At 44.9% G+C, this 25,816-nt stretch carries 26 protein-coding genes and 1 riboswitch; of the genes, 7 read left to right on the top strand and 19 right to left on the bottom strand.

The genetic code is table 11. From position 1 onward, the window contains the following. Positions 1–308 precede the first annotated feature (308 nt). Positions 309–764: an RNA-binding protein gene (locus tag BCT11_RS26130; RefSeq protein WP_038873069.1), complete on the top strand. Its 456-nt coding sequence runs from the start codon at positions 309–311 to the stop codon at positions 762–764. Here BCT11_RS26130 and murI read toward each other — a convergent pair. The 3 genes from murI to BCT11_RS26115 form a co-directional block, all read right to left on the bottom strand. Continuing rightward, entirely contained in the window at positions 727–1,533 is an 807-nt protein-coding gene (gene murI / locus BCT11_RS26125) for a glutamate racemase (RefSeq protein ID WP_038882251.1), read from the bottom strand. The genes BCT11_RS26130 and murI overlap by 38 nt on opposite strands. Before the next feature lie 40 nt (positions 1,534–1,573). Then, the gene (locus tag BCT11_RS26120) at positions 1,574–2,257 is read right to left on the bottom strand and encodes an ATPase (RefSeq protein ID WP_102389678.1); all 684 of its coding nucleotides are present in this window, start codon (positions 2,255–2,257) and stop codon (positions 1,574–1,576) included. A gap of 83 nt (positions 2,258–2,340) precedes the next feature. Continuing rightward, the gene (locus tag BCT11_RS26115) at positions 2,341–4,215 is read right to left on the bottom strand and encodes a TonB-dependent receptor (protein WP_102389676.1); all 1,875 of its coding nucleotides are present in this window, start codon (positions 4,213–4,215) and stop codon (positions 2,341–2,343) included. 57 nt (positions 4,216–4,272) lie between these two features. Beyond that, positions 4,273–4,474, bottom strand: a riboswitch (cobalamin riboswitch). Positions 4,475–4,658: 184 nt separating this feature from the next. Between BCT11_RS26115 and trmA the strand changes: the two genes are divergently transcribed. After that, on the top strand, positions 4,659–5,768 hold the full coding sequence (gene trmA / locus BCT11_RS26110; protein ID WP_038872585.1) for a tRNA (uridine(54)-C5)-methyltransferase TrmA: 1,110 nt from the start codon (positions 4,659–4,661) through the stop codon (positions 5,766–5,768). A 64-nt stretch (positions 5,769–5,832) separates the two neighbouring features. On the opposite strand, the gene BCT11_RS26105 is transcribed toward trmA, so the two are convergent. Both BCT11_RS26105 and fabR read right to left on the bottom strand, forming a co-directional pair. Next, positions 5,833–6,198, bottom strand: coding sequence for a YijD family membrane protein (locus BCT11_RS26105; protein WP_038872582.1), 366 nt, complete (start codon positions 6,196–6,198; stop codon positions 5,833–5,835). Then, complete coding sequence (gene fabR / locus BCT11_RS26100) at positions 6,198–6,839, bottom strand: HTH-type transcriptional repressor FabR (RefSeq protein WP_010444457.1); 642 nt, start codon at positions 6,837–6,839, stop codon at positions 6,198–6,200. The genes BCT11_RS26105 and fabR overlap by 1 nt, the downstream gene beginning before the upstream one ends. A gap of 261 nt (positions 6,840–7,100) precedes the next feature. Between fabR and sthA the strand changes: the two genes are divergently transcribed. Continuing rightward, positions 7,101–8,531, top strand: a complete 1,431-nt coding sequence (gene sthA / locus BCT11_RS26095) for a Si-specific NAD(P)(+) transhydrogenase (RefSeq protein WP_080869724.1) — start codon at positions 7,101–7,103, stop codon at positions 8,529–8,531. A gap of 68 nt (positions 8,532–8,599) precedes the next feature. Here sthA and dinF read toward each other — a convergent pair whose 3' ends face one another. The 3 genes from dinF to lexA form a co-directional block, all read right to left on the bottom strand. Beyond that, a complete protein-coding gene (dinF, locus tag BCT11_RS26090; protein WP_198594003.1) occupies positions 8,600–9,943 on the bottom strand; it encodes an MATE family efflux transporter DinF in 1,344 nt (447 codons plus the stop codon). Between the two features lie 55 nt (positions 9,944–9,998). Further along, entirely contained in the window at positions 9,999–10,793 is a 795-nt protein-coding gene (locus BCT11_RS26085) for a class I SAM-dependent methyltransferase (protein WP_102389673.1), read from the bottom strand. Between the two features lie 234 nt (positions 10,794–11,027). Continuing rightward, the gene (lexA, locus tag BCT11_RS26080) at positions 11,028–11,648 is read right to left on the bottom strand and encodes a transcriptional repressor LexA (protein WP_102389671.1); all 621 of its coding nucleotides are present in this window, start codon (positions 11,646–11,648) and stop codon (positions 11,028–11,030) included. 368 nt (positions 11,649–12,016) lie between these two features. On the opposite strand from lexA, the gene plsB reads away from it, so the two are divergent. Continuing rightward, positions 12,017–14,443 carry a glycerol-3-phosphate 1-O-acyltransferase PlsB gene (gene plsB / locus BCT11_RS26070; protein ID WP_102389670.1) on the top strand — a complete coding sequence of 809 codons (2,427 nt, stop codon included), beginning with the start codon at positions 12,017–12,019 and terminating at the stop codon, positions 14,441–14,443. A gap of 87 nt (positions 14,444–14,530) precedes the next feature. Here plsB and ubiA read toward each other — a convergent pair whose 3' ends face one another. Both ubiA and BCT11_RS26060 read right to left on the bottom strand, forming a co-directional pair. Continuing rightward, a complete protein-coding gene (gene ubiA, locus BCT11_RS26065; protein ID WP_038872570.1) occupies positions 14,531–15,385 on the bottom strand; it encodes a 4-hydroxybenzoate octaprenyltransferase in 855 nt (284 codons plus the stop codon). Continuing rightward, positions 15,386–15,925 (bottom strand): chorismate lyase, encoded by a 540-nt coding sequence (locus BCT11_RS26060; protein ID WP_171375192.1) that lies wholly within the window; start codon positions 15,923–15,925, stop codon positions 15,386–15,388. 153 nt (positions 15,926–16,078) lie between these two features. Between BCT11_RS26060 and BCT11_RS26055 the strand changes: the two genes are divergently transcribed. Next, entirely contained in the window at positions 16,079–16,489 is a 411-nt protein-coding gene (locus BCT11_RS26055; protein ID WP_038872565.1) for a flagellar basal body-associated protein FliL, read from the top strand. Between the two features lie 97 nt (positions 16,490–16,586). Here the strand turns inward: BCT11_RS26055 and glpG are convergent, their stop codons facing one another. The 6 genes from glpG to ftsY all read right to left on the bottom strand — a co-directional run bounded on the left by glpG (position 16,587) and on the right by ftsY (position 22,127). Next, complete coding sequence (gene glpG / locus BCT11_RS26050) at positions 16,587–17,426, bottom strand: rhomboid family intramembrane serine protease GlpG (RefSeq protein ID WP_038872563.1); 840 nt, start codon at positions 17,424–17,426, stop codon at positions 16,587–16,589. After that, positions 17,426–17,746 carry a thiosulfate sulfurtransferase GlpE gene (gene glpE / locus BCT11_RS26045; protein WP_102389666.1) on the bottom strand — a complete coding sequence of 107 codons (321 nt, stop codon included), beginning with the start codon at positions 17,744–17,746 and terminating at the stop codon, positions 17,426–17,428. Before glpE ends, glpG begins: the two co-directional genes overlap by 1 nt. 466 nt (positions 17,747–18,212) lie before the next feature. Then, positions 18,213–19,070: an RNA polymerase sigma factor RpoH gene (rpoH, locus tag BCT11_RS26035; protein WP_038872559.1), complete on the bottom strand. Its 858-nt coding sequence runs from the start codon at positions 19,068–19,070 to the stop codon at positions 18,213–18,215. A gap of 175 nt (positions 19,071–19,245) precedes the next feature. After that, the gene (gene ftsX / locus BCT11_RS26030) at positions 19,246–20,214 is read right to left on the bottom strand and encodes a permease-like cell division protein FtsX (protein WP_038872556.1); all 969 of its coding nucleotides are present in this window, start codon (positions 20,212–20,214) and stop codon (positions 19,246–19,248) included. Further along, entirely contained in the window at positions 20,204–20,878 is a 675-nt protein-coding gene (gene ftsE, locus BCT11_RS26025) for a cell division ATP-binding protein FtsE (RefSeq protein WP_005535654.1), read from the bottom strand. Before ftsE ends, ftsX begins: the two co-directional genes overlap by 11 nt. A gap of 22 nt (positions 20,879–20,900) precedes the next feature. Further along, positions 20,901–22,127, bottom strand: coding sequence for a signal recognition particle-docking protein FtsY (ftsY, locus tag BCT11_RS26020; protein WP_102389665.1), 1,227 nt, complete (start codon positions 22,125–22,127; stop codon positions 20,901–20,903). Between the two features lie 223 nt (positions 22,128–22,350). Between ftsY and rsmD the strand changes: the two genes are divergently transcribed. Then, positions 22,351–22,950, top strand: a complete 600-nt coding sequence (rsmD, locus tag BCT11_RS26015) for a 16S rRNA (guanine(966)-N(2))-methyltransferase RsmD (protein WP_038872551.1) — start codon at positions 22,351–22,353, stop codon at positions 22,948–22,950. A gap of 25 nt (positions 22,951–22,975) precedes the next feature. Continuing rightward, a complete protein-coding gene (locus BCT11_RS26010) occupies positions 22,976–23,242 on the top strand; it encodes a DUF1145 domain-containing protein (RefSeq protein ID WP_038872549.1) in 267 nt (88 codons plus the stop codon). Between the two features lie 66 nt (positions 23,243–23,308). Here the strand turns inward: BCT11_RS26010 and BCT11_RS26005 are convergent, their stop codons facing one another. The 3 genes from BCT11_RS26005 to BCT11_RS25995 all read right to left on the bottom strand — a co-directional run bounded on the left by BCT11_RS26005 (position 23,309) and on the right by BCT11_RS25995 (position 24,916). Continuing rightward, positions 23,309–23,893: a YhgN family NAAT transporter gene (locus tag BCT11_RS26005; RefSeq protein WP_038872547.1), complete on the bottom strand. Its 585-nt coding sequence runs from the start codon at positions 23,891–23,893 to the stop codon at positions 23,309–23,311. 111 nt (positions 23,894–24,004) lie between these two features. Beyond that, positions 24,005–24,226, bottom strand: a complete 222-nt coding sequence (locus BCT11_RS26000; RefSeq protein ID WP_038872544.1) for a YecH family metal-binding protein — start codon at positions 24,224–24,226, stop codon at positions 24,005–24,007. Between the two features lie 69 nt (positions 24,227–24,295). Next, positions 24,296–24,916 (bottom strand): lysoplasmalogenase, encoded by a 621-nt coding sequence (locus BCT11_RS25995; protein WP_038872542.1) that lies wholly within the window; start codon positions 24,914–24,916, stop codon positions 24,296–24,298. Positions 24,917–25,816 lie beyond the last annotated feature (900 nt).

Here is a 25,816-nt window from a genome sequence, read left to right as displayed (position 1 = left end):
TGAGAGAGTCAAGCATTTTTTCAAATTCTTTTTTCTCTCTTCCCGACTCGCTGTGTGACTTTCGTCTCACTCCGTGTCGGTGGATGCGCAGTATAGGGAATTCAGAAATGAGCGCAACCCCTTTTTTTAAAAAAACGATTCAAGCGCTCACTTATCCATCAAATGCGTTATATCTGCATATTTCTTCGTCACATTTGAGACATATCACAGCAATTGGTTGGAAAAACACCAACCATATACGTAAGATCCATGTGTCTACTTTGTTAATAGACAGACAATTTCTTTATCATCTATATGTAGTAATCAAAATGACGTCTAAAAAAAATCTGACCTTGTGTGCTGGGTTAGCGGTTATCGGGGGAGTTATCTTCTCTCAATTACCGGTTCCACCAGCCTTGAGCTTTGTTATTGGTGTTGTCGCTACTGCTTTTCTGTTTTCACTTTCTAGCAAGACACCTGTTATTCAACCTTCTGATTCCGATCCTTCGACCAAAACGCTGTATGTCGGCAACTTGCCTTATAAAGCAAATGAGAGTCACGTTCGTGATTTGTTTGCGGAGTATGGGCAGGTTTATGCGGTGCGCTTAATGAAAGACAAACGCACCGGTAAAAGAAGAGGGTTTGGTTTTGTCGTGATGGCCGCGGCTGATGCCAAACCTGCTATCGCGAAACTCAATGAAAAGGAATATATGGAGCGAACTCTGAAAGTTCGAATTGCTAACGACCCTAAACATCCGGATGGCGGTAAACTTGAACAGGATTAAAACCTAGTTCTGCCAGACAGATATTCAGTGCATCTTCTTGCCAAGGAGGTGCACTGGCATAAATTTTCTTGCTCCCTTCCTCTTTACTCTCTTGCTTCATATCACTCATGAGTAACGCTTTTACTCGACGAGCAATCGCTTCGCCAGAATCAACTAGCGTGACTTCTCCACCTAACGCTTGATTGATTTCATCTTTAATCAAAGGAAAGTGAGTACAGCCAAGTACTGCAACATCCACTTTATTGCGTAGCGGTAGAAGAATGCTTTCGAGTTCTACTAAAGAGATACTTTCCCCGCGCAGCTTTTCTTCCGCCATATCCACTAAGCGAGTAGAACCTAACAATTCAACAGGTTTTCCTTGAGCAAAATCGCGAATCAGCTCATGAGTATACTGACGAGTGACGGTCGCTGGCGTAGCAATGAGCCCGACACCTAGAGAGGCAAGTAAAGAAGCAGGCTTTATTGCTGGGACCACTCCAACCACTGGAATGGATAGATTAGCGCGCAAGGAAGGCAGCACAATGGTACTTGCCGTATTGCACGCAATAACCACGATATCGGCTTGATGCTCTTCCACCAATGCCGCCACTAGCTGATTGACTCGAGTGATCAGTACATCTTGATCGAGCTCGCCATATGGATAAGCTTCGTTGTCGAATAGATACAAGTAATCCATGTGTGGAAGAAGTCGGTGGATTTCTTGAAAGACCGATAGCCCTCCAACACCGGAGTCAAACACTAGGACTTTTTTCTTACTTGATGCTCGCACGAGTCTTACCTGCAAATTAGAGACTCGGCGATCATACTGGTTAGATTTGTTTTGGCAATGCTTTGGCTTGGTATCTTTGATGGCTGAATCGCTCCCCTATTTCCACTTCAAGCTTAGTCAATTCTATATGTCCTTGAAATGATGGAGTTGATGTCACCAATGTATGGAATTCGCCATTTTCTCCGCAGGGATCAATATGACCGGGTAATGACTCAATCAGCGCTTTGTCATACCAACGTCCACACCACTCCGACGGCAATACTTCTCCATCGATGGTGATTAGCATGGTTTGAATACCGCGCTCGACAATTTCAAATGCCAATGCCTTGCTCTCTTCCCCCAGTAATGGGAATACACATTCCCAACCTGCAGGCTCAATATAGCTACGTCGATAATCAGCTATACCATTGCAGAACATATCACCAAACGCGACAGCTTCTACATTCAGCCCACTATTTTCCAATGCATGAACGATGGTCGATTGATAAATGTCGTTACTCGGGAAGACTTCGGGCAGCTCGATGGTAATGAGCGAAAGACCAAGTAAGTCCGCCTGCATTTGCACAACCTCAAGTGGCGTTGCTTGGAAAGGAACTTCTTTATCAACATAAGTTGTGTACAAGCCAACCACCTGATAATGCGGATTTTCGTTTAGACGCTCTAACGTTAACGTGGAGTCTTTACCACTCGACCAGCTAATCACAACACGTTTTGCCTTTGTCATTTACTTGCCTCGTTACCGATTTACACCAGCTTCTTTGTTCACAATAAGAAAGACCGCCGATGTGGCGGTCTTGTTGGATTCGATTAGAAGCGGTAGTCCGCCGAGACAAAGTACTGACGCCCCGGCGTCGCGTAACCTGAGTACATCTCGTAATCTTTATCGAAGGCATTACTTAGCTTCGCATTAACATCCCAGTTTTGGTTCACCGCGTAAGAAGCGGTGAAGTTCCATAGGCTGTAACTCGATAATCTTGTACTGCCATTAAAACGTTCACCTTGGTAGAGGTACTGTGAGCCCAATGTCCATTGGTCAAACGTCGCGTAAGCATTCCACTTGGCACCACGCTTGGCGCGGTATGCCAGTTGAGTATCTTCTGCACCAGATTTATCGACTGGATCTTTGTAATCTAAGTAAAACTCATGAGAAACGATATCTGTATCGAATTTCACCTCTAGTTCTACACCTTTGATTTCTGCTTCGCCGACATTTTGCATGCCCGCACCTTCCCAAATTAGCATGTTCTCAATTTGGTTGTAGTAACCCGTTACCGTCCAATCAAGGATCGATACAGCTCCCGATAGTGACAGCTCGGTATTTTCTGATTCTTCAGGTTTTAGATTTGGCATTTCGTAACCTGGATAATACAAATCAACAAAGCTCGGAGCTCGGAAAGCGGTACCGTGGCTTAGCGTTAATTCATAACCTTCGTAAAACGTCCAACCCGCAGCAGTTTGCCAAGTGGTGTTGCTGCCAAATTGGTTGTTTTCATCGTTACGTACGCTCGCTTCTAACGTCCATACGTCATACGCATATTGAGCAATTGCGCTAGCTCCAAAATTGGTTCTTGGGTTCTTTTCTGGGTCGTAATCTTTAGCAGGTCCCCAATCACTTGGGGCAATATAACCCTTGGTTAGCTTTTCTGTGCGGTAGTCCAAACCACCACCAACGCTCAGCTCTTCGTTTACGCTGTACGAGTTCAACCAAATCGCATTGAACTGCTCAATAGCAACGTGATCGCCGGTTGATTTGCTTTGACCTGATTTATGGTCATAGTTGTCTTGCTGGCCGTAAGCCAATTTCAACTCAGATGAGTACACGTCTTTGTTGTATTCCAACGACAGATCGGCGCCGACATACTCAACTTCACCGGTTTTCTTCTCGTGTTTATCAACGGTGCCCCATGCTGGGTTTCCATAACTACTGTTGTCGTAGTCATACTCATTATTGTAAGCACTCAGACCAACGTAGCCTGATAAGTTATCAGAGAAGTTTTGTTGGTAGCCTAGTTTTAGGTTGAGCGTTTCAAAGCCGTGCTCATCGCCATTATTCACACCTGGCAACGGCTTCACATTGAAACCATCGGTTTTCTCGTAGCCTAATACGCCCTTAAAGTGTTTACCTTCACCGACTGGCTTAGAGACAACAAACGTTCCTTTTTTATGATTGTCCGAACCATAACCAGCGGACACACGACTTGCATCACTATCAATGTTCGCACGAGTAATAATATTGATTACGCCAGAAATCGCTTCTGAGCCATAAATAGAAGCACGCGCACCACGAATGTAGTCGATACGTTCAATAGAATTGATTGGAAACTGATTAAAATCGACGCCGCCCATAATCGCACGAGGCATACGAACCCCATCGACTAAAACAAGAACTTGGGATGAGCTACCACCTCGTACATAAATAGAGGCGGATTGACCACGTCCACCGTACTGGGCAACTTCAACACTCGGTAATGTACGGAACACATCAAACAGACTGTTTGCTTGCAGGCGCTCAATATCTTCTTTAGTTACCGTAACGGTTTGTGCGAGAACCGCACCATCAATTTGCTGGAATCGGTTTGCGGTAACCACAACCGTTTCGTCTGCAGAGGCTTCTTGGGCCTGTAAATAAAAGGTAGGTGAAAGCAGCGATGCACACGTGATCGCAAGAAACGTTTTTCTCATTGTATTGTCCTAATTCGCGTAATTCCTACCGAGCCCTACTCGTCTTAAGTAGTCCAGTGCTGTGGCTCAGTTGCTGGCAGGTATTCGGACTCAAGAGCATGGCAGTACCACCTAATTGCTCGACTTCCCACATAAACTAATGCAGTGTCTTGATGAGCGTTCGTTCTCTTTTACCGCTGCGCGTCAGTTCTGGATTCTCACCAGATTCCCATTTCAGCCATCTAGATTGCTAGATAGCACCAGCTTGGGGCAAATACTATTAAGCTATTGATTATTTGTCCAGCCAATATTAGCCCTAACAATTGTAACGTTTTGGTTCATTTGCGTATCAACTGACACAGAACACACTATCTTTAAACCAAATAGAGTACAAAACTGGACATACTGTTGAGATTGAATAAAATCTGCGCTCTAAAATTGAATGCACCATAAAAGGTAAGATCATGGCTACTCTTGATGTAAATCCACAACGCTACCAAGAACAACTGGCTGAAAAAGTCGAACGTCTCACGGATATGTTCGCGCCATACAACGTGCCAGAGCTGGAAGTGTTTGAATCACCAGAGCAGCATTACCGTATGCGTGCTGAGTTTCGTGTTTGGCATGAAGGTGAAGACCTGTACTACATCATGTTCGATCAGGAAACTCGTGAGAAATATCGAGTAGACCAATTCCCAGCAGCTAGCCGTCTGATCAACGACCTAATGCCACTCTTAGTGGATGCGATGAAAGATAATGAATCCTTGCGTCGCAAGCTGTTCCAAGTGGATTTTCTATCGACCTTAAGTGGCGAGATTCTGGTTTCACTGCTTTACCATCGCCAACTTGATGAAGAGTGGATTGAAAACGCAAAAGCACTTAAGCAACGTTTAAATGATGAAGGCTTCAACCTAAACATCATTGGTCGTGCTCGTAAGATGAAGATTGTCTTAGACCGCGACTACGTGATCGAAAAGCTGGACGTAAACGGTCAAAGCTACATTTACCAGCAGGTTGAAAATAGCTTCACACAGCCAAACGGCAAAGTAGCAGAGAAGATGCTGGAATGGGCGGTCGACTGCACTCAAGAAAGCACTGGCGACTTACTAGAGCTTTACTGTGGTAACGGTAACTTCTCTCTGGCGCTGGCACAAAACTTCGACCGCGTTCTTGCAACTGAATTGGCGAAGCCATCTGTGGTTTCTGCGCAATACAACATCGCAGCAAATGAGATTGATAACGTACAAATCCTACGTCTATCAGCAGAAGAATTTACTCAAGCAATCGAAGGTAAACGTGAATTCCGCCGCCTACAAGATGCAGGAGTGGATCTAAAGAGCTACAACTGCAACACGATTTTTGTCGATCCACCACGCTCAGGTATGGATGTCGACACTTGTAAGATGGTGCAAGGTTACGAGCGCATCATGTACATCTCTTGTAATCCTGATACTTTGAAAGAGAACTTGGACATTCTATGTGAAACGCACAATGTGACTCGTTTTGCTCTGTTTGACCAGTTCCCTTACACACACCATATGGAAGCGGGCGTTTTACTAGAACGTAAAGCGTAATCCACCAGCGTCAAATACAAAAAAAGCGAGCTCATTGGCTCGCTTTTTATTGAATTTTTTTTGCTTATTCAGCAGAAGCTTTCTTCTCCATAAAGCCCAGCTTTTTACCAACCCAAGCCAACAGAATCATTGAAACCAGAATCGCGAAGAAGTTAGAGCCGGCTTCTGGGTATTGTGCTTTGATGAAAGCAGAGTGGCCAAATGCACCAACAAAGAAACACGCCAAACCAACTAGCGGGATATCTTCTGATACAGGGTTGTTAAGGTATTCTTGGTAAAGCGCCTGTACTGCTAGCACGAGTGCAATCAAAGGGAAGATTGAGAAAGATACTTCACTCATGGTCAACCATGACAATAAAGCATCACCACACATACCTGCAACCAGTGCCAAAATCAGCGTTTTCTTTTCAGATTTATTTCCATTCGACATTATTCTATCCCGCCTTTTAATCGGTTACGTTCACGTTCTTTGCGATACCAATAGGCCCCTTTGGCTATCATTCGCAATTGCATGATCAATCGCTCGGCGAGTTCATCGCGCTCGCGTCGATCTAAATCTAAAACTTCAGCACCAGAACTGAATACCAAAGTGACTGACGCTTCTGCTTGAGTAAACGCTTCTTCTTTGGTCATGCCAGTGCTTATTAAATACTCGGTTAATTCTGCCGCAAAATGCTGGATTTCTCGAGCGACGGCAGTACGAAATTCAGAAGAAGTGCCAGAGCGCTCACGCAACAATAAGCGGAATACGTTAGGACTACTTTCAATGAATTCCATGAAGGTTTCAACCGAAGTTCGAATCACACTGCCTTCTTTGACAATACGCTGACGCGCTTGGCGCATTAGTTGGCGTAACAACAAACCGCCTTCATCTACCATGGTTAAGCCAAGCTCATCCATGTCTTTGAAGTGACGATAAAAAGAAGTTGGCGCAATTCCAGCCTCTCGGGCGACTTCTCGCAAGCTGAGATTAGAAAAGCTGCGGTCCGCACTGAGTTGATTAAATGCCGCATCGATCAGTGATCGACGTGTTTTTTCTTTTTGCTGCGCGCGGATTCCCATCGATTTCATTCTTAAACTTGCTCTTTTTCTATCGGGTACAAGAACCTCAATATAACGCATATCGACCCCACGTATAAAGTAACGTTGTCTGCCAATAAGCGGCGAGCACGTTACTACTGGCATGCATCCAATTGCAATCCTCTCCATCCAAATAGTAGACATGCAACATACCAATTCGTTCTTTTGGTTGATTCTGCGTGATCACTTCCACTCTCTAGTCGGCATAACATGTTCCTCCTAGAGTAAATGAGTTAAAATCCCGCTACAGCAATGTTAAACAAATATAACAAGGAAGACATCATGGCGCATGCTAATCACTATGACGTGATCGTAATTGGTAGTGGCCCGGGCGGAGAAGGGGCGGCAATGGGGTTAACCAAAGCAGGCCTAAATGTTGCCATCGTAGAAAAGGAAAGCAGTGTTGGTGGCGGTTGTACGCACTGGGGAACCATACCATCTAAAGCATTGCGTCACGCTGTTAGCCGAATCATTGAATTCAATAGCAACCCGCTATTCTGTCGTAATAACACCAGCCTTCATGCAACATTTTCTGACATTTTAGGCCACGCAAAATCGGTCATCGACAAGCAAACGCGACTTCGTCAGGGCTTTTATGATCGCAACTCATGCTCGTTATTATTCGGCACTGCGCGTTTTATCGATAATTACTCCATTGCCGTGATGCAAAGTGACGGGACAGAAGAAATCTATTCGGCAGATAAGTTCGTCATCGCCACGGGCTCCCGCCCTTACCAACCGAACGACGTCGACTTCTTGCACGAACGCATCTACGACAGCGACTCCATCCTGAGTCTGAAACACGACCCTCGCCACATCATTATTTACGGTGCGGGCGTGATTGGCTGTGAATACGCATCTATTTTCCGCGGTTTAGGCGTGAAGACCGACTTGATTAACACTCGCGACCGTCTGCTCTCTTTCTTAGATAACGAAGTCTCAGATGCATTGTCTTACCACTTCTGGAACAGTGGTGTGGTAATTCGTAACGATGAAACATTCGAGAAAATTGAAGGCACCGAAGATGGCGTTATCGTACATCTTCAATCTGGTAAGAAGATGAAAGCCGATTGCCTACTGTATGCTAACGGTCGAACGGGTAACACAGACAAACTCAACTTACCTGCGGTTGGACTTGAAGGTGATTCACGCGGACAACTCAAAGTAGATGGTAACTACCGTACAGAAGTGGAACACATCTACGCAGTCGGTGATGTGATTGGCTACCCTAGCCTAGCGAGTGCAGCGTATGACCAAGGTCGTTTCGTGGCACAAGCCATCACTAAAGGACAAGCTGACGGCAATCTGATTGATGACATCCCAACGGGTATCTACACCATTCCAGAAATTAGCTCTGTGGGCAAAACCGAACAAGAGCTGACTGCGGCGAAAGTGCCTTACGAAGTGGGACGCTCTTCATTCAAACATCTCGCTCGTGCACAGATTGCAGGTAAAGACATCGGCAGTTTGAAAATCCTCTTCCATCGCGAAACCAAAGAGATTCTTGGTATTCACTGCTTTGGTGAGCGCGCTGCAGAAATCATCCACATCGGTCAGGCCATCATGGAACAAAAAGGTGAAGCCAATACGATTGAATACTTCGTCAATACCACCTTTAACTACCCGACGATGGCAGAAGCCTATCGCGTAGCAGCACTGAACGGTTTGAACCGATTATTCTAATTCAATTGGGTTGCCATGATCCAAAAGCTAAAACAGCAGGTCTCGACCTGCTGTTTTTTTATGTGTAACTAGACAAGAAAGCGTCCCTTGCGCCATTGATAGAAAAAGATAGCGCCGAGTCCAACCCCTCGCATTGCCATGAAACTGGTCATCGCAAACCATAGCGCATGGTTTTGCCAGCCAGAGAACAAAAAGAATATCGCGAAGAAACAGCAAGTCGCCACAAACATACTGTTTCGCATGTCTTTACCTTTGGTGGCACCAACAAAAATGCCATCAAACAGGAAGCACCACATCGATGCCAATGGCATGACCACCAGCCATGGTAAATATATCGACGCTTGCTGCTGCACCGCGTCAATCGAAGTGATCATGGCGATCAATTGCGATCCCGCCAAACCAAATACCGCTGTCAAACCTAAACAGATGATCAGACTCCAGAAGAACGTACCAATCAACGAAGCACTGAGTTGCGCTCGGTCTTTCGCGCCAATCGCTTTACCAACCATGGCTTCCATGGCATAAGCGAAACCGTCCATGCCATAGGAAATCATCATCAAGAAACTCATCAATACCGCATTAGCCGCAACCACATCATCACCAAAGCTCGCACCTTGGAAAGTCATAAAGCTAAACGTAGCTTGTAAACATAGCGAACGTAAGAAGATATCGCGATTGAGTTTTACGAAACGCCCTAGCCCATGTTGAGTATCGGTTAGCAGGCTCTTCGGAGATGGTAACTGACGTGCACGCCATGTTTTCCACACACACATCAAGCCAAACGCCATGCCTGAGTAATCAGCAATCACCGATGCCAGCGCTGCGCCTTCTACTTTCCAGCCCAAGCCAATCACAAACAGTAAATCGAGCGCGATGTTGGTCACGTTGGTGATGATCACCATCCACATTGGTGCTTTGGAATTTTGTGTTCCAAGCAGCCAACCCAACAAAACAAAGTTCATCAGTGCAGCAGGTGCACTCCATACGCGGATAGAGAAATATTGCATGCCATAGTGCTTCACTTCAGCACTGGCATCACTCCAACCAAAGATCAGGTCCGCGATTGGGTTATGAGCAATAAGAAAGACCAACGCAAACAGCAATGCCATTAGTGAGCCTTGCATAAGCACCAAAGCGAGTTGTTTTCGGTCTTCACCGCCATAAGACTGCGCCGCCAACCCTGTAGTCGACATACGTAAGAAACCAAGCAACCAAAACGTCACGCTGATCATGGTGCTACCAAGCGTAACACCGCCGAGATACCAAGCGTGTTCAAGGTGACCGATCACCGCAGCGTCAACCAAGCCCAATAGTGGAACAGTAATATTCGAAAGCACCATAGGGATAGCGAGCGCTAACACTTGGCGATGTACTTGAGGATTCGATAAAGGAGAGAAGATAGAGTTTGTCACAGGCACCTCGTTGTTTAGATCAGCGAGTGTACCTGAGTGTTCAATGCCTATTCAATTACCACTTGATGTGAACGAGGACTGGCGTGAGGCGATGCTTCAACATTGGGATTTTATTCAGCCAACGTTGCCATGCTTTCCAACGTGAACAGAATCGGTCGAATGGTGAGAAGGCTTTTACCCATTGTGCCCATGGTAACCAATGCAAGACTTGCTCTGCCGGAGCTTCAAAACCGTGAGCATACGTATCTGAGCCAAGTTTTTGGCCCCATTTACTTTCAGTTAGGTCGCCAGCAAGCACCATACACACTTCTGCCGAAACAAAATGACGACCCAATGTCTGAATAAAGGTCGCAACGCGTGATTCATCGCAATCGAGTAAAGCCATCTCACACAGGATCAGTACTGGTGCTTTTTCAGGAATGCGCACCTCGTCTAACCAGCTCATGTCTTCTACGCTGCCGCAACAATGCTCGTAACGTTCGTTTTTGTGGAACAATCGCTGACGCCAAACCAGATTCTCGGTGACATCCAGTTCAATCCAATGACAACGACCATTGTCCAAACGGTAGAAGCGCGTATCTAAGCCCGCACCTACGTTGATGATCCAAGCGTCTGAGTGTTGTTGAAGAAAGTGACTGACCTGCTGATCGCACAACTGAGTTAAAGTCACGTGCAGCAGCTGCTTCTGATCGACGTCGCCACTGATGCAATCTGGTGCCATCTTGCAGCTCAAGCACGCTTTTGCAGCGATCGGATCGTACACCAAGCCGTTATCGACCAAGCTTTCGCGGCTACGCAAAAACAACGGTTTCAACAGATGATTAGGTACGTGATGTTGAGGCTTGGACATGGGCATTTCCTTGCGCCGAAAAGAAAATGGTTAAATGGAATTAGATGATAATAAATCTCAATATCACTTGCAAGTTTTAACGCAACAGCCAAACGCTCTGAATCAGTGCGAGCGTAACTATGCTTTGAAGAAAAGAAATATGCTTTGAAGAAAATAAAAATGGGAATAGAAACCGCAGAAAACACAAAGCCCAGCAGAGAGCTGGGCTTTATTAGAATGCTTGAGGTAAGAAACCTACATCCAGTCAGTGTTACGGATGATACCCACTGCTAGACCTTCGATCGTCAAGTGTTGCGATGTTAGATCAACTTGGATTGGTGAAAACTCTTCGTTCTCTGCGTGCAGAAGTACTGTAGAGCCTTTACGCTCTAGACGCTTCACTGTCACATCATCATCAACACGCGCAACCACAACTTGACCGTCGCGTACGTCTTGAGTTTTATGCACAGCCAGCAAATCGCCGTCCATGATACCGATGTCTCTCATACTTTCGCCGTTTACGCGAAGTAAGAAGTCTGCTTTTGGTTTGAACATAGCAGGATCCACTTGGTAGTGAGACTCCACATGCTCTTGAGCCAAAATCGGCTCACCAGCAGCAACTTGACCAATCAAAGGCAGACCTTGATCGTCGTTTGCCGGATCTTCAAGTAGGATTCGAATCCCGCGAGATGCGCCTGGGATAATTTCAATCGCTTGTTTACGAGCAAGCGCTTTTAGGTGTTCTTCCGCGGCATTCGCAGAACGGAAGCCAAGCTCACGCGCAATCTCTGCACGAGTTGGTGGCATTCCGGTGTCTTCGATTTTGCTTTTAATCAAATCGAAGACTTGTTGTTGGCGTGGCGTTAACGGCTTCATATGTCACCTGTCTTTTTATACAGTTAACTGTGAGTATATCCAGTAAATGAACAAATGAAAACCCAATTGGTTGTTTTTTAATTTATTTCCGACGCTTTATGAACGCCACCACAAACCTCAAGTTAACTAGCGTTTTAAACAGCAAAGATTTCCTTAGTCTAAAGAAAGCAACAACCTATGGGTTCGACTAATTTCCACTCAATAAAATTAAAAGGTTTGACCAGTTTCTGTTATCCTTGCAGCGCTTAAAATTTATCGCCTAGGCTTATTTCTATAGCCGTACCTATTTCTTTTCCTGTTGATGGAAAGGAAGCGGACACTGAAATAAGGTTAGGCTTGTTTGAATACCTATTGAGGCTGTGAACTTTATGTCTTCTGGACAATCATTTTCACGTTCATTACTAAAACTACCTTTATCGGTAATGGTAAAGGGCACCACAATTCCATCGAACCCGATTGATGATCTCAACATCGATCTAACGAAGCCAATTGTTTATGCCTTACCATTTCGTTCGAACGTGGATTTGCTGACATTACAAAAACAAGCGATGAGTCTTGGTCTACCTGACCCACTCAGTCCGCTAGAAATTAATGGCAAAACCCTTACTCGCTACGTATTTATTGCTTCACGTCCAACAGTGATGAGCAATGATAATGATGTACCGAGCGAATCAGTCTCTCTATTTACTGAACTACTTGAGCTGCACCAGCTCGATAGTGAATTAGACGTACAAATGATCCCTGCCACCGTACTTTGGGGTCGTAAGCCTGGTAAAGAAGAAAACCACAAACCGTACCTTCAACCAATGAATGGGCCACAAAAAGCGAAAGCGGTAATGGGTGCTGGTCGTGACTGTTTGGTGCGTTTTAGCCCCGTAGTATCACTGCGCTACATGGCGGACTCTCACGGTACAGACAGCGCCATTGCGCATAAGCTGGCGCGCGTGGCTCGTATTCACTTCTCTCGTCAAAAGCTTGCCGCCTCGGGGCCGAACTTGCCACAACGCCAAGTGTTGTTCGCACGTCTAATGAAATCCCCTGCGATTGAAAAAGCGATTGAAGACGAAGCACAAAGCAAAGACATCTCGATTGAAAAAGCGCGCAAAGAAGCGCACAACATCATGGATGAAATTGCAGCGGACTTCTCTTATGGTTTGGTGAAAAACGGCGATCGTATTCTTGGCTGGTTGTGGACGAAGCTGTACCAAGGTTTGCACATCAACAACGCTTCGACCGTTCGTCGCCTAGCGCAAGATGGTCATGAGATCGTGTATGTACCATGTCACCGTAGTCACATGGACTACCTACTGCTTTCTTACGTTCTGTACCATGAAGGTATGGTGCCACCGCATATTGCTGCGGGTATCAACCTGAACTTCTTCCCTGCGGGTCCAATCTTCCGTCGTGGTGGTGCGTTCTTTATTCGTCGTAGCTTTAAAGGCAACAAGCTGTACTCCACGATTTTCCGTGAGTACCTATCAGAGCTGTTTGCTAAAGGCTACTCGGTTGAGTACTTCAGTGAAGGTGGTCGTTCACGTACTGGTCGTCTGCTGCAAGCAAAAACCGGTATGTTGGCAATGACGATTCAAGCCATGCTACGCGGTCTAAACCGTCCAGTAACGTTAGTGCCTGTGTACATCGGTTACGAACACGTAATGGAAGTGGGTACTTACGCCAAAGAGCTGCGTGGTTCGCGTAAAGAGAAAGAGAACGCAGGCCTTGTGTTGCGTACTCTACGTAAGCTGCGCAACTTTGGTCTTGGTTACGTGAACTTCGGCGAGCCGATTCAGCTAAACCAATACCTGAATGAACACGCTCCTGAGTGGACGAAAGACATCGATCGTATGGGCGGCAGTAAACCACAATGGATGAACCCAGTGGTGAACGGTCTAGCAAACAAGATGATGACGCACATTAACGATGCGGCTGCGACTAACGCTCTAACTCTATGTGCTACCGCGCTGTTGGCTTCTCGTCAGCGTGCATTATCTCGTGACTCTCTGATCAACCAGATTGAATGCTACCTGAAGTTACTTAAGAACAACCCATATTCAAATACTTCAACAATTCCAACAGAAACGGCTGAAGAGTTGGTGGATCACGCTATCTTACTTGATAAGTTTGTGATTGAAACCGACACCATGGGTGACATCATTTCGCTGGATCGTAGCCAGTCGATTCTGATGACTTACTACCGCAACAACATCATTCACTTGTTCGCTCTACCTTCATTGATTGCTCAGATGATCATTCGTCAGCGCAACGTGACCGTAGAAAAGATTCAAGAGAACATTGCTCAAATCTACCCGTTCCTGAAGAAAGAGCTGTTCTTAAGCTATAAGGAAGAGGATTTGAATGAGCTTGTGGTTAAGACGTTGAACGAGTTCATTGAGCAGAAGATGGTTTGCCAAGACGGCGATAAACTGGAAATCAACCAGTCAAACAACCAATCCTTGGTATTGTTGGGCCGTACTATCACTGAAACACTGCAACGCTACTCAATTGCAATGAACCTGCTCGTTGCAGACCAAGAACTTGGTAAATCTGACCTTGAACAGAAGAGCCAAGACATTGCACAGCGTTTGGGTCGTTTACACGGTATTAACGCGCCAGAGTTCTTCGACAAAGGTGTTTTCACTGCAATGTTCAATACATTGAAAGAACAACAGTACTTAGATTGTGATGGTAACTGTGACCTCGAAAAGACGCAGCAATTTGCCAAACTGCTGTTTGTTCTACTTTATCCAGAAGTGAAGCTCACCATCGAAGAGAGCATCCACCAACTTCATGCATAAATAGCAGAACCTTGATACAAACAGAAAAGGCATCCAATTGGATGCCTTTTTCATATCAGGACTGATAACAGAGCGTTTTCTGAGCGCTTACCAAAATGCGATAAACAACCCAAGAGCGACCACCATTCCAACATAATTATTGTTGAGGAAAGCTTTAAAACATAAATCGCGATCGCGATGACGAATCAAATGCTGTTGGTAAACAAACAACGAAGCGGCCACCAAAATCATCCAATAGTAACTTTGACCAAGTTCATAGTGTTGGCCTAACAACACCAACATTGCCAGCGTAATGAGCTGTAAGATCCCAACCACCAACTTATCGTGACGACCAAACAAAATCGCCGTTGATTTGATGCCAATCTTCAAATCGTCATCGCGGTCAACCATTGCATATTGGGTATCATAAGCAATAGTCCACAGTGCGTTAATCGCAAAGACAAACCATACAATCCAAGGCAGTTCACCAGTTTGTGCTGCCCATGCCATCGGGATTGCCCAGCTAAATGCTAAGCCTAAAAATAGTTGTGGTAAGTGGGTATAACGCTTCATGAATGGGTAGATGAAGGCTAAGAAGATGCCCGCAAACGAAAGTTGAATCGTTAGTGGGTTCATGGTGAGGACGAGTAAGAAAGAACTCACACCTAATACTAAAAACAGGCCAATGGCTTCTTTTGATGTCACCTTACCTGAGGGTAATGGGCGTTGCTTGGTGCGCTTTACATGGCCGTCAACCTTACGGTCAGCAAAATCATTAATCACGCATCCTGCACTGCGCATCAGAAATACGCCCAACACAAAAACAATCAGAACGTTCCAACTAGGCATGCCTTGAGCGGCGATGACAAGCGCCCAGACTGTTGGCCACAAGAGCAATAGTGAGCCAATTGGACGATCCATTCGCATCAGTTGCCAATATGCTTTGGCTTTTTCTGCGGACATTTACACCTTCTCCTTAGCGTAAACTGGTGAATTAGGTAAGAAAACCTCGGCAACCAACATCGGCTTGTGATTCATCCACAATCGTGAGCGACGCGCCAAAAAACGGCCATGAGGTAGATGTACCCAGCCCATTTGTAATGCGTCACGCTCGACATTGTCAGCGCTAAATACTGTTAAGCCCAGCGGGATATCACCTTGCTGAGCCAAGTCATATTGCTGATCGACCAAAGTTGTACGTGGGATAAGCGTGCGTCCAATGACCCAATCCGTATTGTCTCCACATAAAATCACCTCTCTCAATAGGCAATCTTGCTCAGACAATAGCTGGCTCTCATCCTGTTTTAACGTCTTAGCAGTGACGATCTGATTATGCAGCAATTCCACCGTTAAACGTTGGCAGTGCTGACCTAAACGACGTGACAAAGAGCCCTGTTCTTCAAGCCAATGCTTGGCGAATTCGTTAGGGAATTCAAATTCTTCGGGGTTTTGCCACTCTACTTCCAATAAAGAAGTAAGATAGAGTGATATCGGCTGATTCATACTAGTATTCAATTGGTGGCTTTATGCGTACAATAAAGCAACAACTTACCGTCTTATTGAAACTGTAAGTTCCGTTATTTGTTTTAGACGGTCTATTGTACCAAGACTGAAGCGATTCGAATATCGCGATCCAGAGAAAGAAAAGTTATAAATATGTACAAACGTTATGTAGCCCAAATTATTGTCGCACTAAGCTTGCTTATTTCATCCCCTACATGGGCCGAAAAAGAAGAAACTGGACCACAGCTCGCGTACTTCACCTTAGAACCAGACTTAACCACCAACTTTTACACAAAAGGGAATAAACTGGGCTACGTGCAGGTACGTATCGATATTATGGTCATGAGCCAGCAAGACCTTGCCGTGGTAGAGCATCATCAACCATTAATCCGCGATGCAGTAATTGAACTGCTCGGTAAGCAAACCGAAGATACAATTAAGTCGTTGTCTGGTCGTGAGGACCTACGAAAAACGTTGGTCCAAGAACTCAACGAGACCTTGCTACCAGAAACAGGCAAAACCATCATTGCCGACTTACTGTTTACCAAATACCTTTACCAATAAGTCCGCTTTTCAAAATGCAAAAGACCGCCAATCGGCGGTCTTTTTTATTGTCAGCAAAGCATCTCTTTGTCAGTAACCTTAGAATGCTTTTACATACCTAAGCTTGTTGGTATTTCTGCTTACCAGAATCGAATACCGCGATGGCCATTCCAGAAATTAGCCCCACTAAATGCGCCGTATTGGCAATGGCCATAAATGGTTGTACAAAACCTAATACCAGCCACACCAACATAAAACCAATAATCGGTTTTGGTAACGTTAATCCAAGGTGAGGTAAGCGGTAACCAAGAATCCATAAGTACCCCAGCAAAGCGTACACCACGCCAGATAAGCCGCCAAAGTTTGCACCTTCGACATAAAACTGACCCGCGCCAGATAGGGCAGCTGAGATAACAAAGAGCTGTAAGAGCTTACCGGAACCTAAGCGACGTTCAATATCCCCACCAAATTGCCACCACCAAAGCAGGTTAAAAACAATGTGTGTTATCGAAAAGTGCAACAGTGCATGACTTATCCAACGCCACAATTGCCATTGCTGTCCTTCAAATGCAGGAAAGTGCAGCCAATCAAATACACCTCGTCCAAAACCGAGTAGTTGAAGCAAATAAATAGCAGCACAAGTGATCATTATCGCGAGCGTAACCGGACCTGCTTTCGCTTTGATCATGCCCATGATGCTTGGACTCGCATAATGAAACTTACTTTTTCGCGTATCGGCAACGTTCCACGAAGCGGCACTGTACTTAGGATCAGAAGGGTTGGCTAAGAACTGTTTAAGCTCTGCTTCAACTTCAACTTCGTGCTGCGCATCAGTCAACCAAAGCGCAAACTGCCCTTCACCTTCCGGCATGATTTGGATATCAACCTGGCGTGATGCCATGTAATCGATGAAGGCTTGCGCCATACGTGGGTTATTTAACGTTACCAATCTTTTCATTAACTTCTCACTATCGGTAGTTCTGCTCGTTGCCAGGCTTCAAAGCCACCATCAACACTGTACACCTGTTCGAAGCCTTGGTTAATCAAATATTGTGCTGCACCTTGGCTACTAATGCCGTGATAGCACATTACTAGAACAGGCTGTTCAAACTCGACTTCGTCCATAAACGACACGATCGAATCGTTAGTAAGGTGAAATGCCGATTCTGCATGAGCGACTGCGAAGGATTGAGGATCGCGGATATCAACAAGCCGAGCTTCACTTTGCTCAAGTAATGTTTGCGCGCCTTGTACATCGATATGTTGAAACTGGTCCATTTGCTTTCTCATTGTCTTATTAATATACCCAAGCAACCTCATGGCACTGAAATTTAGGCGCTTAAAGTCACTTGCGTATAGTGACGCCATTGTAACCTATCCAAAGCCAAACTTAGACACAGAGATAGTCCGGTCATTCTAAACTGTTCACATTCCAACCATTTGTGGATAAAGCTGTGAATTGCGTTGATAAAGTATATTCTGAACTTTTGATCCACAAGATGTAGTGATGATCTTGATCTAACTGTGTGTATATTTAGAACTATCCCCAGCAGTAAAACCACGACAAAGCCTTATTTTGTCCGGCTTTCGAACAGTTGATGAATAATTACTTCACAGAGTTATGCACAGGTAGCACAGATAAAATAGATCGCAAACGCTATCGATTTTGGATCGGAAATAAAAAAGCCGAGATCACATGATCTCGGCTTTCTATGAAAATCTTACTTTATATTAGAAGCAGAAGTTAGAACTCACCAACAGCAAGTTTCAGTTTCTTCATTGCGTTCTTTTCTAGCTGGCGAATACGCTCAGCAGAAACACCAAACTCATCAGCAAGGTCTTGCAGTGTTGCTTTCTCATCGTCTAACCAACGAGAACGAACAATACGTTGACTGCGCTCATCCAGACTTGCAAGCGCATGGCCTAGACGGTTATTGGTGTGTGTTTCCCAGTTTGCTGCTTCAATGTTATCGGCAACATCAGATGATTTGTCTTCTAGGTACACCATTGGTGCTGTGTACGAATTTGAACTGTCGTCATCATCCATTGGCATATCGAACGTTGAGTCCACTGCCGCTAGACGGGATTCCATTTCTCGTACTTCTGAAGGCTCAACACCTAGCTCACGTGCTACTGTTTCTACTTCACCGTTGTTAAACCAGCCTAAGCGCTTCTTAGACTTACGTAGGTTGAAGAACAGTTTACGCTGTGCTTTGGTTGTCGCAATCTTCACGATACGCCAGTTACGTAGCACGTATTCATGGATTTCTGCTTTGATCCAGTGAACAGCGAAAGACACCAAACGCACACCCACTTCTGGGTTGAAACGCTTGACCGCTTTCATAAGACCGATGTTGCCCTCTTGAACTAGGTCTGCCATTGGCAAGCCGTAGCCTGAGTAGCCACGAGCAACGTGAACAACGAATCGTAGGTGTGACAAAATCAGGCCTTTCGCCGCATCTATCTCACCGTTGTAGTGTAATCGTTCTGCCAGCCCACGCTCTTCGTCTGGTGTCAGCATTGGGTAGCTGTTTACAGAACGAATATAGCTATCAAGGCTATCTTGCGTGACTAGAGCCATCGGATACGCTTCTTTTGTCATTCAATTCCTCATCAATCTCTGATCTGGAGCATTACATTGCAATTTAGCTTGGCCATCTTGAACTCAAAATGAACAAGTTTCAAGAAGGGCGAGTAATTATCCATAAACAAATGGTCTATACAAGGGGTAAAAATTAGCTTGTGCTAATAAATTCCAAGTATAAGACCCTTATCACCTAAACTGGTTCAATTTCTTTCAAGTGACGCTGCGCTGAAAAGCGCGCGGCGATACAACCTAGCAAGCTACCAGTGATGATCAACAGTAGAGATTCATCCCAATTCAAGCCAATCAAACGAAATTGGCTATCATATAACGATGCCAATTGCTCAACTGCGTTATTCATGACAACCGTAATCAATGCCGTCACTAACCATGCAATGGTCGCCCCAAGCACACCAAACCACATGCCAGTGTATAAGTAAGGACGAAGAATGAAACTGTCGGTCGCACCAATCAGCTTCATTGTCTGAATCTCTTCTTTGTTTGCCAACACATTAAAGCGCAATGTATTGCCGACGATTAAAAATACAGCACCCAACATCAGCACTGTCAGGGTAATGACAATAATGCCAGCAAGGGTTTTTATCGCATCAAGCCGTGCCAACCAATCTTCATCTAGTCGAACGTCTGTCACGTCTTGTTGCTCACGAACTTGTTTAGCAAGCGACTGAATTGCGCTTTTTTGTTCTGAATCAGGCGTAATCACCAACACGCCAGGCAAGGCATAACCACTTAATAGGCTTAGCGCTTGGTCAAACCCTGCGTACTGGCTTAAATCAGATAGACCTTGTTGCGGAGAAATATATTCCACCTCTTTTACAGAAGGCCATGTTTCAATCTGATCTTTGAGCACCATAACACGCGCGTCAGGCATCCCTTCGACTAAGTAGGCACTCACTTGCGATGGTGATGCAACATCTTGTGCTGCACCAGCCACATTCTTACCTAACAAATACAAACAAGCTGGCATTGCTAACGCCATGGAGATAACAGCCAAGGTCAGAATGTTACCTAAAGGACGACGCCATAATGCGCCGAAAGAAGATTTAGCTTGTTTGATATGAACAGAGAAAAAACCATCGGTATTAGCACGCTTGGCACTGCGACCTTTCCCTTTCTTTTGGGTGCGCTTGTTACCTACCATAGTCTTCTACCTCACTTAGGAAGCCTTGGTTCAATTCGAAATGACGATATTGTGGGCGAGTGTTTACTAACCCGATATCGTGCGTCGCTAGGAGAATCGTCACGCCAGCACGATTAAATTCTTCGAACAATCGCAACACACGGTTGGACAGTTCTGGATCAAGGTTACCGGTTGGTTCATCCGCCACTAGCAGCGTTGGTCGATTAACGACAGCGCGTGCAATACCTACACGTTGTTGCTCACCACCTGATAGTTGACTTGGCAAGCAACGGGCTTTATCGAGCAAGCCCGTTTTATCTAGCGCCGCAGAAACACGACGTTTGATTTCATTTTCAGAAATCGATTCAATGCGCATCGGCAGCGCGACATTATCGAACACGCTGCGATCCATCAATAAGCGATGATCTTGGAAAACAATCCCGATATTGCGGCGCAAAAACGGAATGTCTTTGTTAGAAATACGTGTGATGTCATGACCATTAAAATGGATTTTGCCATCAGTAGGACGTTCTATCGCACATATCAGTTTCAGCAAGGTACTTTTACCTGCACCGGAATGCCCGCCTAAAAAAGCCATTTCTCCGCGTCGAAGGTGAAAGTCGACTTTTTGTAATGCCTGTCGCCCACCTCGGTAAGCTTTACTTACCTGCTGAAATTTGATCACCGTTGATTTCCTCTAACTCTAATTACTCTTCACGACTAAACAGAGCGTCAATGAACTCTTGAGTTTCAAATGGACGCAAGTCTTCGATACCTTCACCAACACCAATGTAGCGAATTGGAATTTCGAACTGATCAGCAAGAGCGAAGATAACGCCACCTTTCGCTGTTCCATCCAGCTTAGTCAATGTAATCCCGGTTAGAGGGGCAACATCACTGAAAAGTTTCGCTTGGCTAATGGCATTTTGCCCAGTGCCTGCGTCTAGCGTCAGCATGATCTCATGTGGTGCAGAGTCATCAATCTTCTTCATGACACGAACAATCTTACGCAGCTCTTCCATCAGGTTAGCTTTATTTTGTAGACGACCTGCAGTATCGGCAATCACCACATCGACGCCACGCGCTTTTGCCGCTTCAATCGCATCATAGATAACCGAAGCACTGTCTGCGCCAGTGTGCTGAGCAATCACAGGAACGTTGTTACGCTCGCCCCATACTTGTAGCTGTTCAACCGCTGCAGCACGGAAGGTGTCACCCGCCGCCAGCATGACTTTCTTACCTTGGCTTTGGAACTGCTTCGCCAGCTTACCGATTGTGGTTGTTTTACCGACGCCGTTAACGCCAACCATCAAGATAACGTAAGGGGTTTTGCTGCTATCAATTTCAAGTGGCTGTTCTACTTTCGCTAGAATTTCTGCCATCTCTTCTTTTAACAGGCCGTAGAGTGCTTCGCCGTCCTTCAAATCACCGCGTGACGCTTTTTCGGTCAAGTTATTGATAATTTTCGTCGTGGTGTTCATACCCACGTCAGCGATAAGCAGCTGTTCTTCTAATTCTTCGAAAAGGTCTTCATCGATTTTTTTACCGCTGAACAAACCGAAGAAACCCGCACCAATGTTTGCCTTCGTGCGACTTAGGCTGCGCTTAAGGCGAGCAAAGAAGCTTTCGGTTGGCTTTTCTTGTTCTTGGACACGAGGCGCAACCGGTACTTGTGGCTCTTCTGTTTCTGTTTCTGTTTCTGTTTCTGTTTCTGTTTCTGTTAGGACAGGTTCAACCTTCTCCGGCTCTTCTTCAAGTGTGGTTTTCTCTTCTGCTTGTTCGGCAGCCTCTTCCACCGGCAGTTTCTCACCAGCTGGCGCTTCTACTGCTTCTGCTTCTTCTTTTACTGATTCATCTGTTGTCGGTTTTTGGGTCTGTTCTTCATCACCAAAACCTAGCCACGAAAGTAATCCGCGCTTCTTTTTTTCCGTCATCTGGGGCTATCCTAGATTGTGCTCTTATCTATTAATGACTCTTTTCTGACAAGATTATTATCTTTACAGAAAAGGCTAATGACAAAGTTGTGAAAACTTTCCAATTAGGTGAATCTAATCTTATTAGTGTTACACTCTGTCATCTTGAATATTCTGGGCTATATCCAAGCTCAAAGCTTGGGCGATTGGGTATAGTATCACTTTATTAGCGGTCAAAAAATCTATGGTAAGACGTCGCCAGCAAAACTCATCACAAAAAAAGCCAACAACGGGCTTTGTTCGCATTATTAGTGGTTTATGGAGAGGTCGAAAACTCCCTGTTCATGATGCAGAAGGATTACGCCCAACCACGGATCGTGTGAAAGAAACCCTATTTAACTGGTTAGCTCAAGATGTGCCGCAAGCGAAATGTCTCGACCTATTCGCAGGTTCTGGTGGTTTAGGCTTTGAGTCAGCTTCTCGCCAAGCAGACCAAGTGACGATGGTGGAACTGAACCCACAAGCGTTTCAGCAATTGCAGAAAAATGTTGCCTCGTTGAATACTAGCAACATTAAAGTCGTCAACACCGACGCACTGAGCTTTTTAAAGCAACCAGGTACACCGCATCACGTAGTATTCATTGATCCGCCGTTTCGCAAAGGCTTATTGGATGAAACCGTGACCTTGCTAGAGCAAAACGGCTGGCTTGCAGAAGATGCGATGATTTATATTGAAACTGAAAAAGAGCTAAGTATTGCTGGGCTTCCTGACAACTGGCGACTGCACCGAGAGAAAACCGCAGGCCAGGTCAGTTACCGTCTGTATGAACGCACATCAGCTTAAAGCCCCAATTTAAAAGGATAGTTAAATGAAAGCATTATTGATACTGGCTAAAGCAGCCATCGCCTTCGTCTGGTTCATATTGATCCTCAACTTCTTTATGCCCTTCCCTGGCAAAGCGGCCATTGCGTTGTACATCATGACGGCTTTTCTGTTCATCATGCATGGATTGCAAATGGCAATCTTCATTGGCGCATTTGGCGACAAGATTAAGATGAGCAGTTGGGAAAAGTACTCCATTTTGATATTCGGCATCTTTGCTCTTCTCGATATTCGTCGGAAGCACATGATGTAAAAAGACAAATAAACGAAAGCCGCTCACATGAGCGGCTTTTTTTGTATTCATCAAATTGACGGAGGTTTAGCCCATGTAGCTCTTCACGCCATCGAGGAACATCTGGGTTGAGATCATCACCAACAGTAAACCCATCAAACGCTCAATCGCTTTCAGACCGCGCTCACCAAGAATACGATGGAAGAAACTGTAGAACATCAAAATGAAGAAAGTTGCACCCCAAGCGATCAACACAGCAGCAGACAGCTCCATGATTTTGTCTGGATGCTGAGAAGACAATAAAAGCAACGCTGCGATCACTGAAGGGCCAGCAATCATAGGAATCGCCATCGGCACAATAAACGGCTCTTCACCTGCAGCAAGGCCAGTAATGCTACCTGCGCTTGGAAAAATCATCTTAATCGCGATGATGAAAAGAATGATCCCGCCAGAAATACTCAGCGTTTCCGGTTGAACATGGAGGAAGCTCATAATGCTTTGTCCCGCAAAAAGGAACAGCATCAGAATCATCAAGGCAAACAGTAATTCACGGATCAGCACCTTACGGCGGCGTTTTGCATCAAGGTGTTTGAGAATGGATAACACAATCGGAAGATTTCCGAGTGGGTCCATAATAAGAAACAGCATGGTCGCTGCTGAAAGAATATCCATGTTCTGGCCTCGACTGAAAATTTGGCGGCCAGTATAACAAAGTGATTCAGTGAAGATATGATAGAAGACGAAATGAATACTTCGCCTCCATCAACAATTTTTAGCCGCAGCTTAGTGGTTACAAACGCGTGCCATATTCACGACAAACTTACCTTCCAGTTCGCGTACTTTTTCGCGCTTTAGCAAGAATTCTAGCAATGCATCTAAGTCTAGATCATTCAGCTTACAGGTATGGAAACGCACATCTGTACCAAAGTGAGCTGCCAGCTCATCACGATCCATTGGCGTTTCTCGAAGTAGGTTAAGTAAGTTGTGAGCATGAATCTCGGTCATCATCGACTCCAGTTATTAAGTTGAATCCGTCTAGTTTACGCAAAACCTGACCGCTTACTTTGACCTAAATTAGTAAATGATAGATGCAACGATTAATGCATGAGCCAAGAAATAACTGCCACTCACCCAAACATAGGCATGTTTCATCGGTTTACGATAACCATGTATCGCATACGCCAAGGCTGAATAGATCATAACTAAGGTGCCACTAAACCCAAGCGCATTAGCAAAACTTGGTACTTGCAACCAAACTTCCCCCGCCGCCCAAGCAAGCTGAACCAACATGATGCCCATGATAACAACAGGAAAAACCATGGAATCGAGCTGTGGTAGCAATAAGAAGAACGCCACAACACTAGCAGCAAGCAGCAATGCGAGTAACCACCAAACAATTTCCCCATTGAGCTGAACCCAAAATGATTTGCTATAAAGGATTTGAGCGAGTAAGTAGCCCGCAAAGTAGAGTGGCTTGCGAGATTTAAAGGAATGCAGTGTATCGGCAAATACAGAGACCAACAGTCCACCAGCGATCCAGTAGGTAGGTACTGCAGATGCACCTTCAGTCAACGCTAAGATCAAAAGCAACAACAGAGTAAAGATTTTAAATGCCAGAGACTGCGTTGGATTGGCTTGTCTCGCCCCCAACACGGAATATAACCCTGATAGCCCTATCGCTAACCAACTCCACATGCCGTATACACCTTTCACGTAATCTCGCCGCTAGTCTAGGTAGACCAATCTTGATGTAAAGGCATTATCAGCGAAAGTTGGATCTCGCTAGCGAATCACAACATTTTGTAAACGTAACTGGCTCAATTACTGATTATCGTTTTTCTCACAATCATTGAACTGAGCTATCTGAATCTGTTTGTTATCGATAATTTCATCAGAACTCTAACCTTCAGAAATTGAAAAACAAACCATCAATTTGTTCGCTATACAACCGTTACGGGCAAATAACCAACACAAAAGTCAGATCCACCACCTCTGACCACTCAGAAAGGCAAAAATGCCTCCTCCCAACAATACAAACCGTGATTAGCCCAATAATCTGAGAGTATAAAAGTTCAATCAAAAACACATAAGTAACTGATATAAATAAGCATAGACAAGAAAAACCATCAAAACCTAACCTTAACTAGCATGGATTATAGCTACCCCCTTATCGCATTGATATTTTCTCATCAGATAGGAAAAGTTGAGCACAATAGACGTCTACAAGAGTGACTCTCGTTAACACAAAACATAATTTTCTCAACTTTTGAGAAATTCAGCAAAAATAGCCAACCAACATCCACACTGATACAAGAAACACTATTTCATCATAACATTACTCATATTTAACACTATAAAATCAGCAACTTAAAGACAAAAAGAAGACAAAAACAACAAGTCGAACATTTAAAGAGCAGCACAAAAAACACAGTTTTATTAGTCAATTTAGGGTAAAAACACCCTAGTTAAGTGCGATTTTTGAAAACTTTTCCGCTTTGAAGTTGATCAAAGCTCAAAAACAGTGCTATATTATTTACATCGAGTTCATCAATGATTTTAGGGGTAGTGTTATGATTTCTTCTTCTCAAAAACAAG

The organism is Vibrio sp. 10N.222.52.B12, assembly GCF_002875385.1.
Lineage (GTDB): Bacteria > Pseudomonadota > Gammaproteobacteria > Enterobacterales > Vibrionaceae > Vibrio > Vibrio jasicida.
This window is presented reverse-complemented; position numbering and strand designations above follow the sequence as displayed.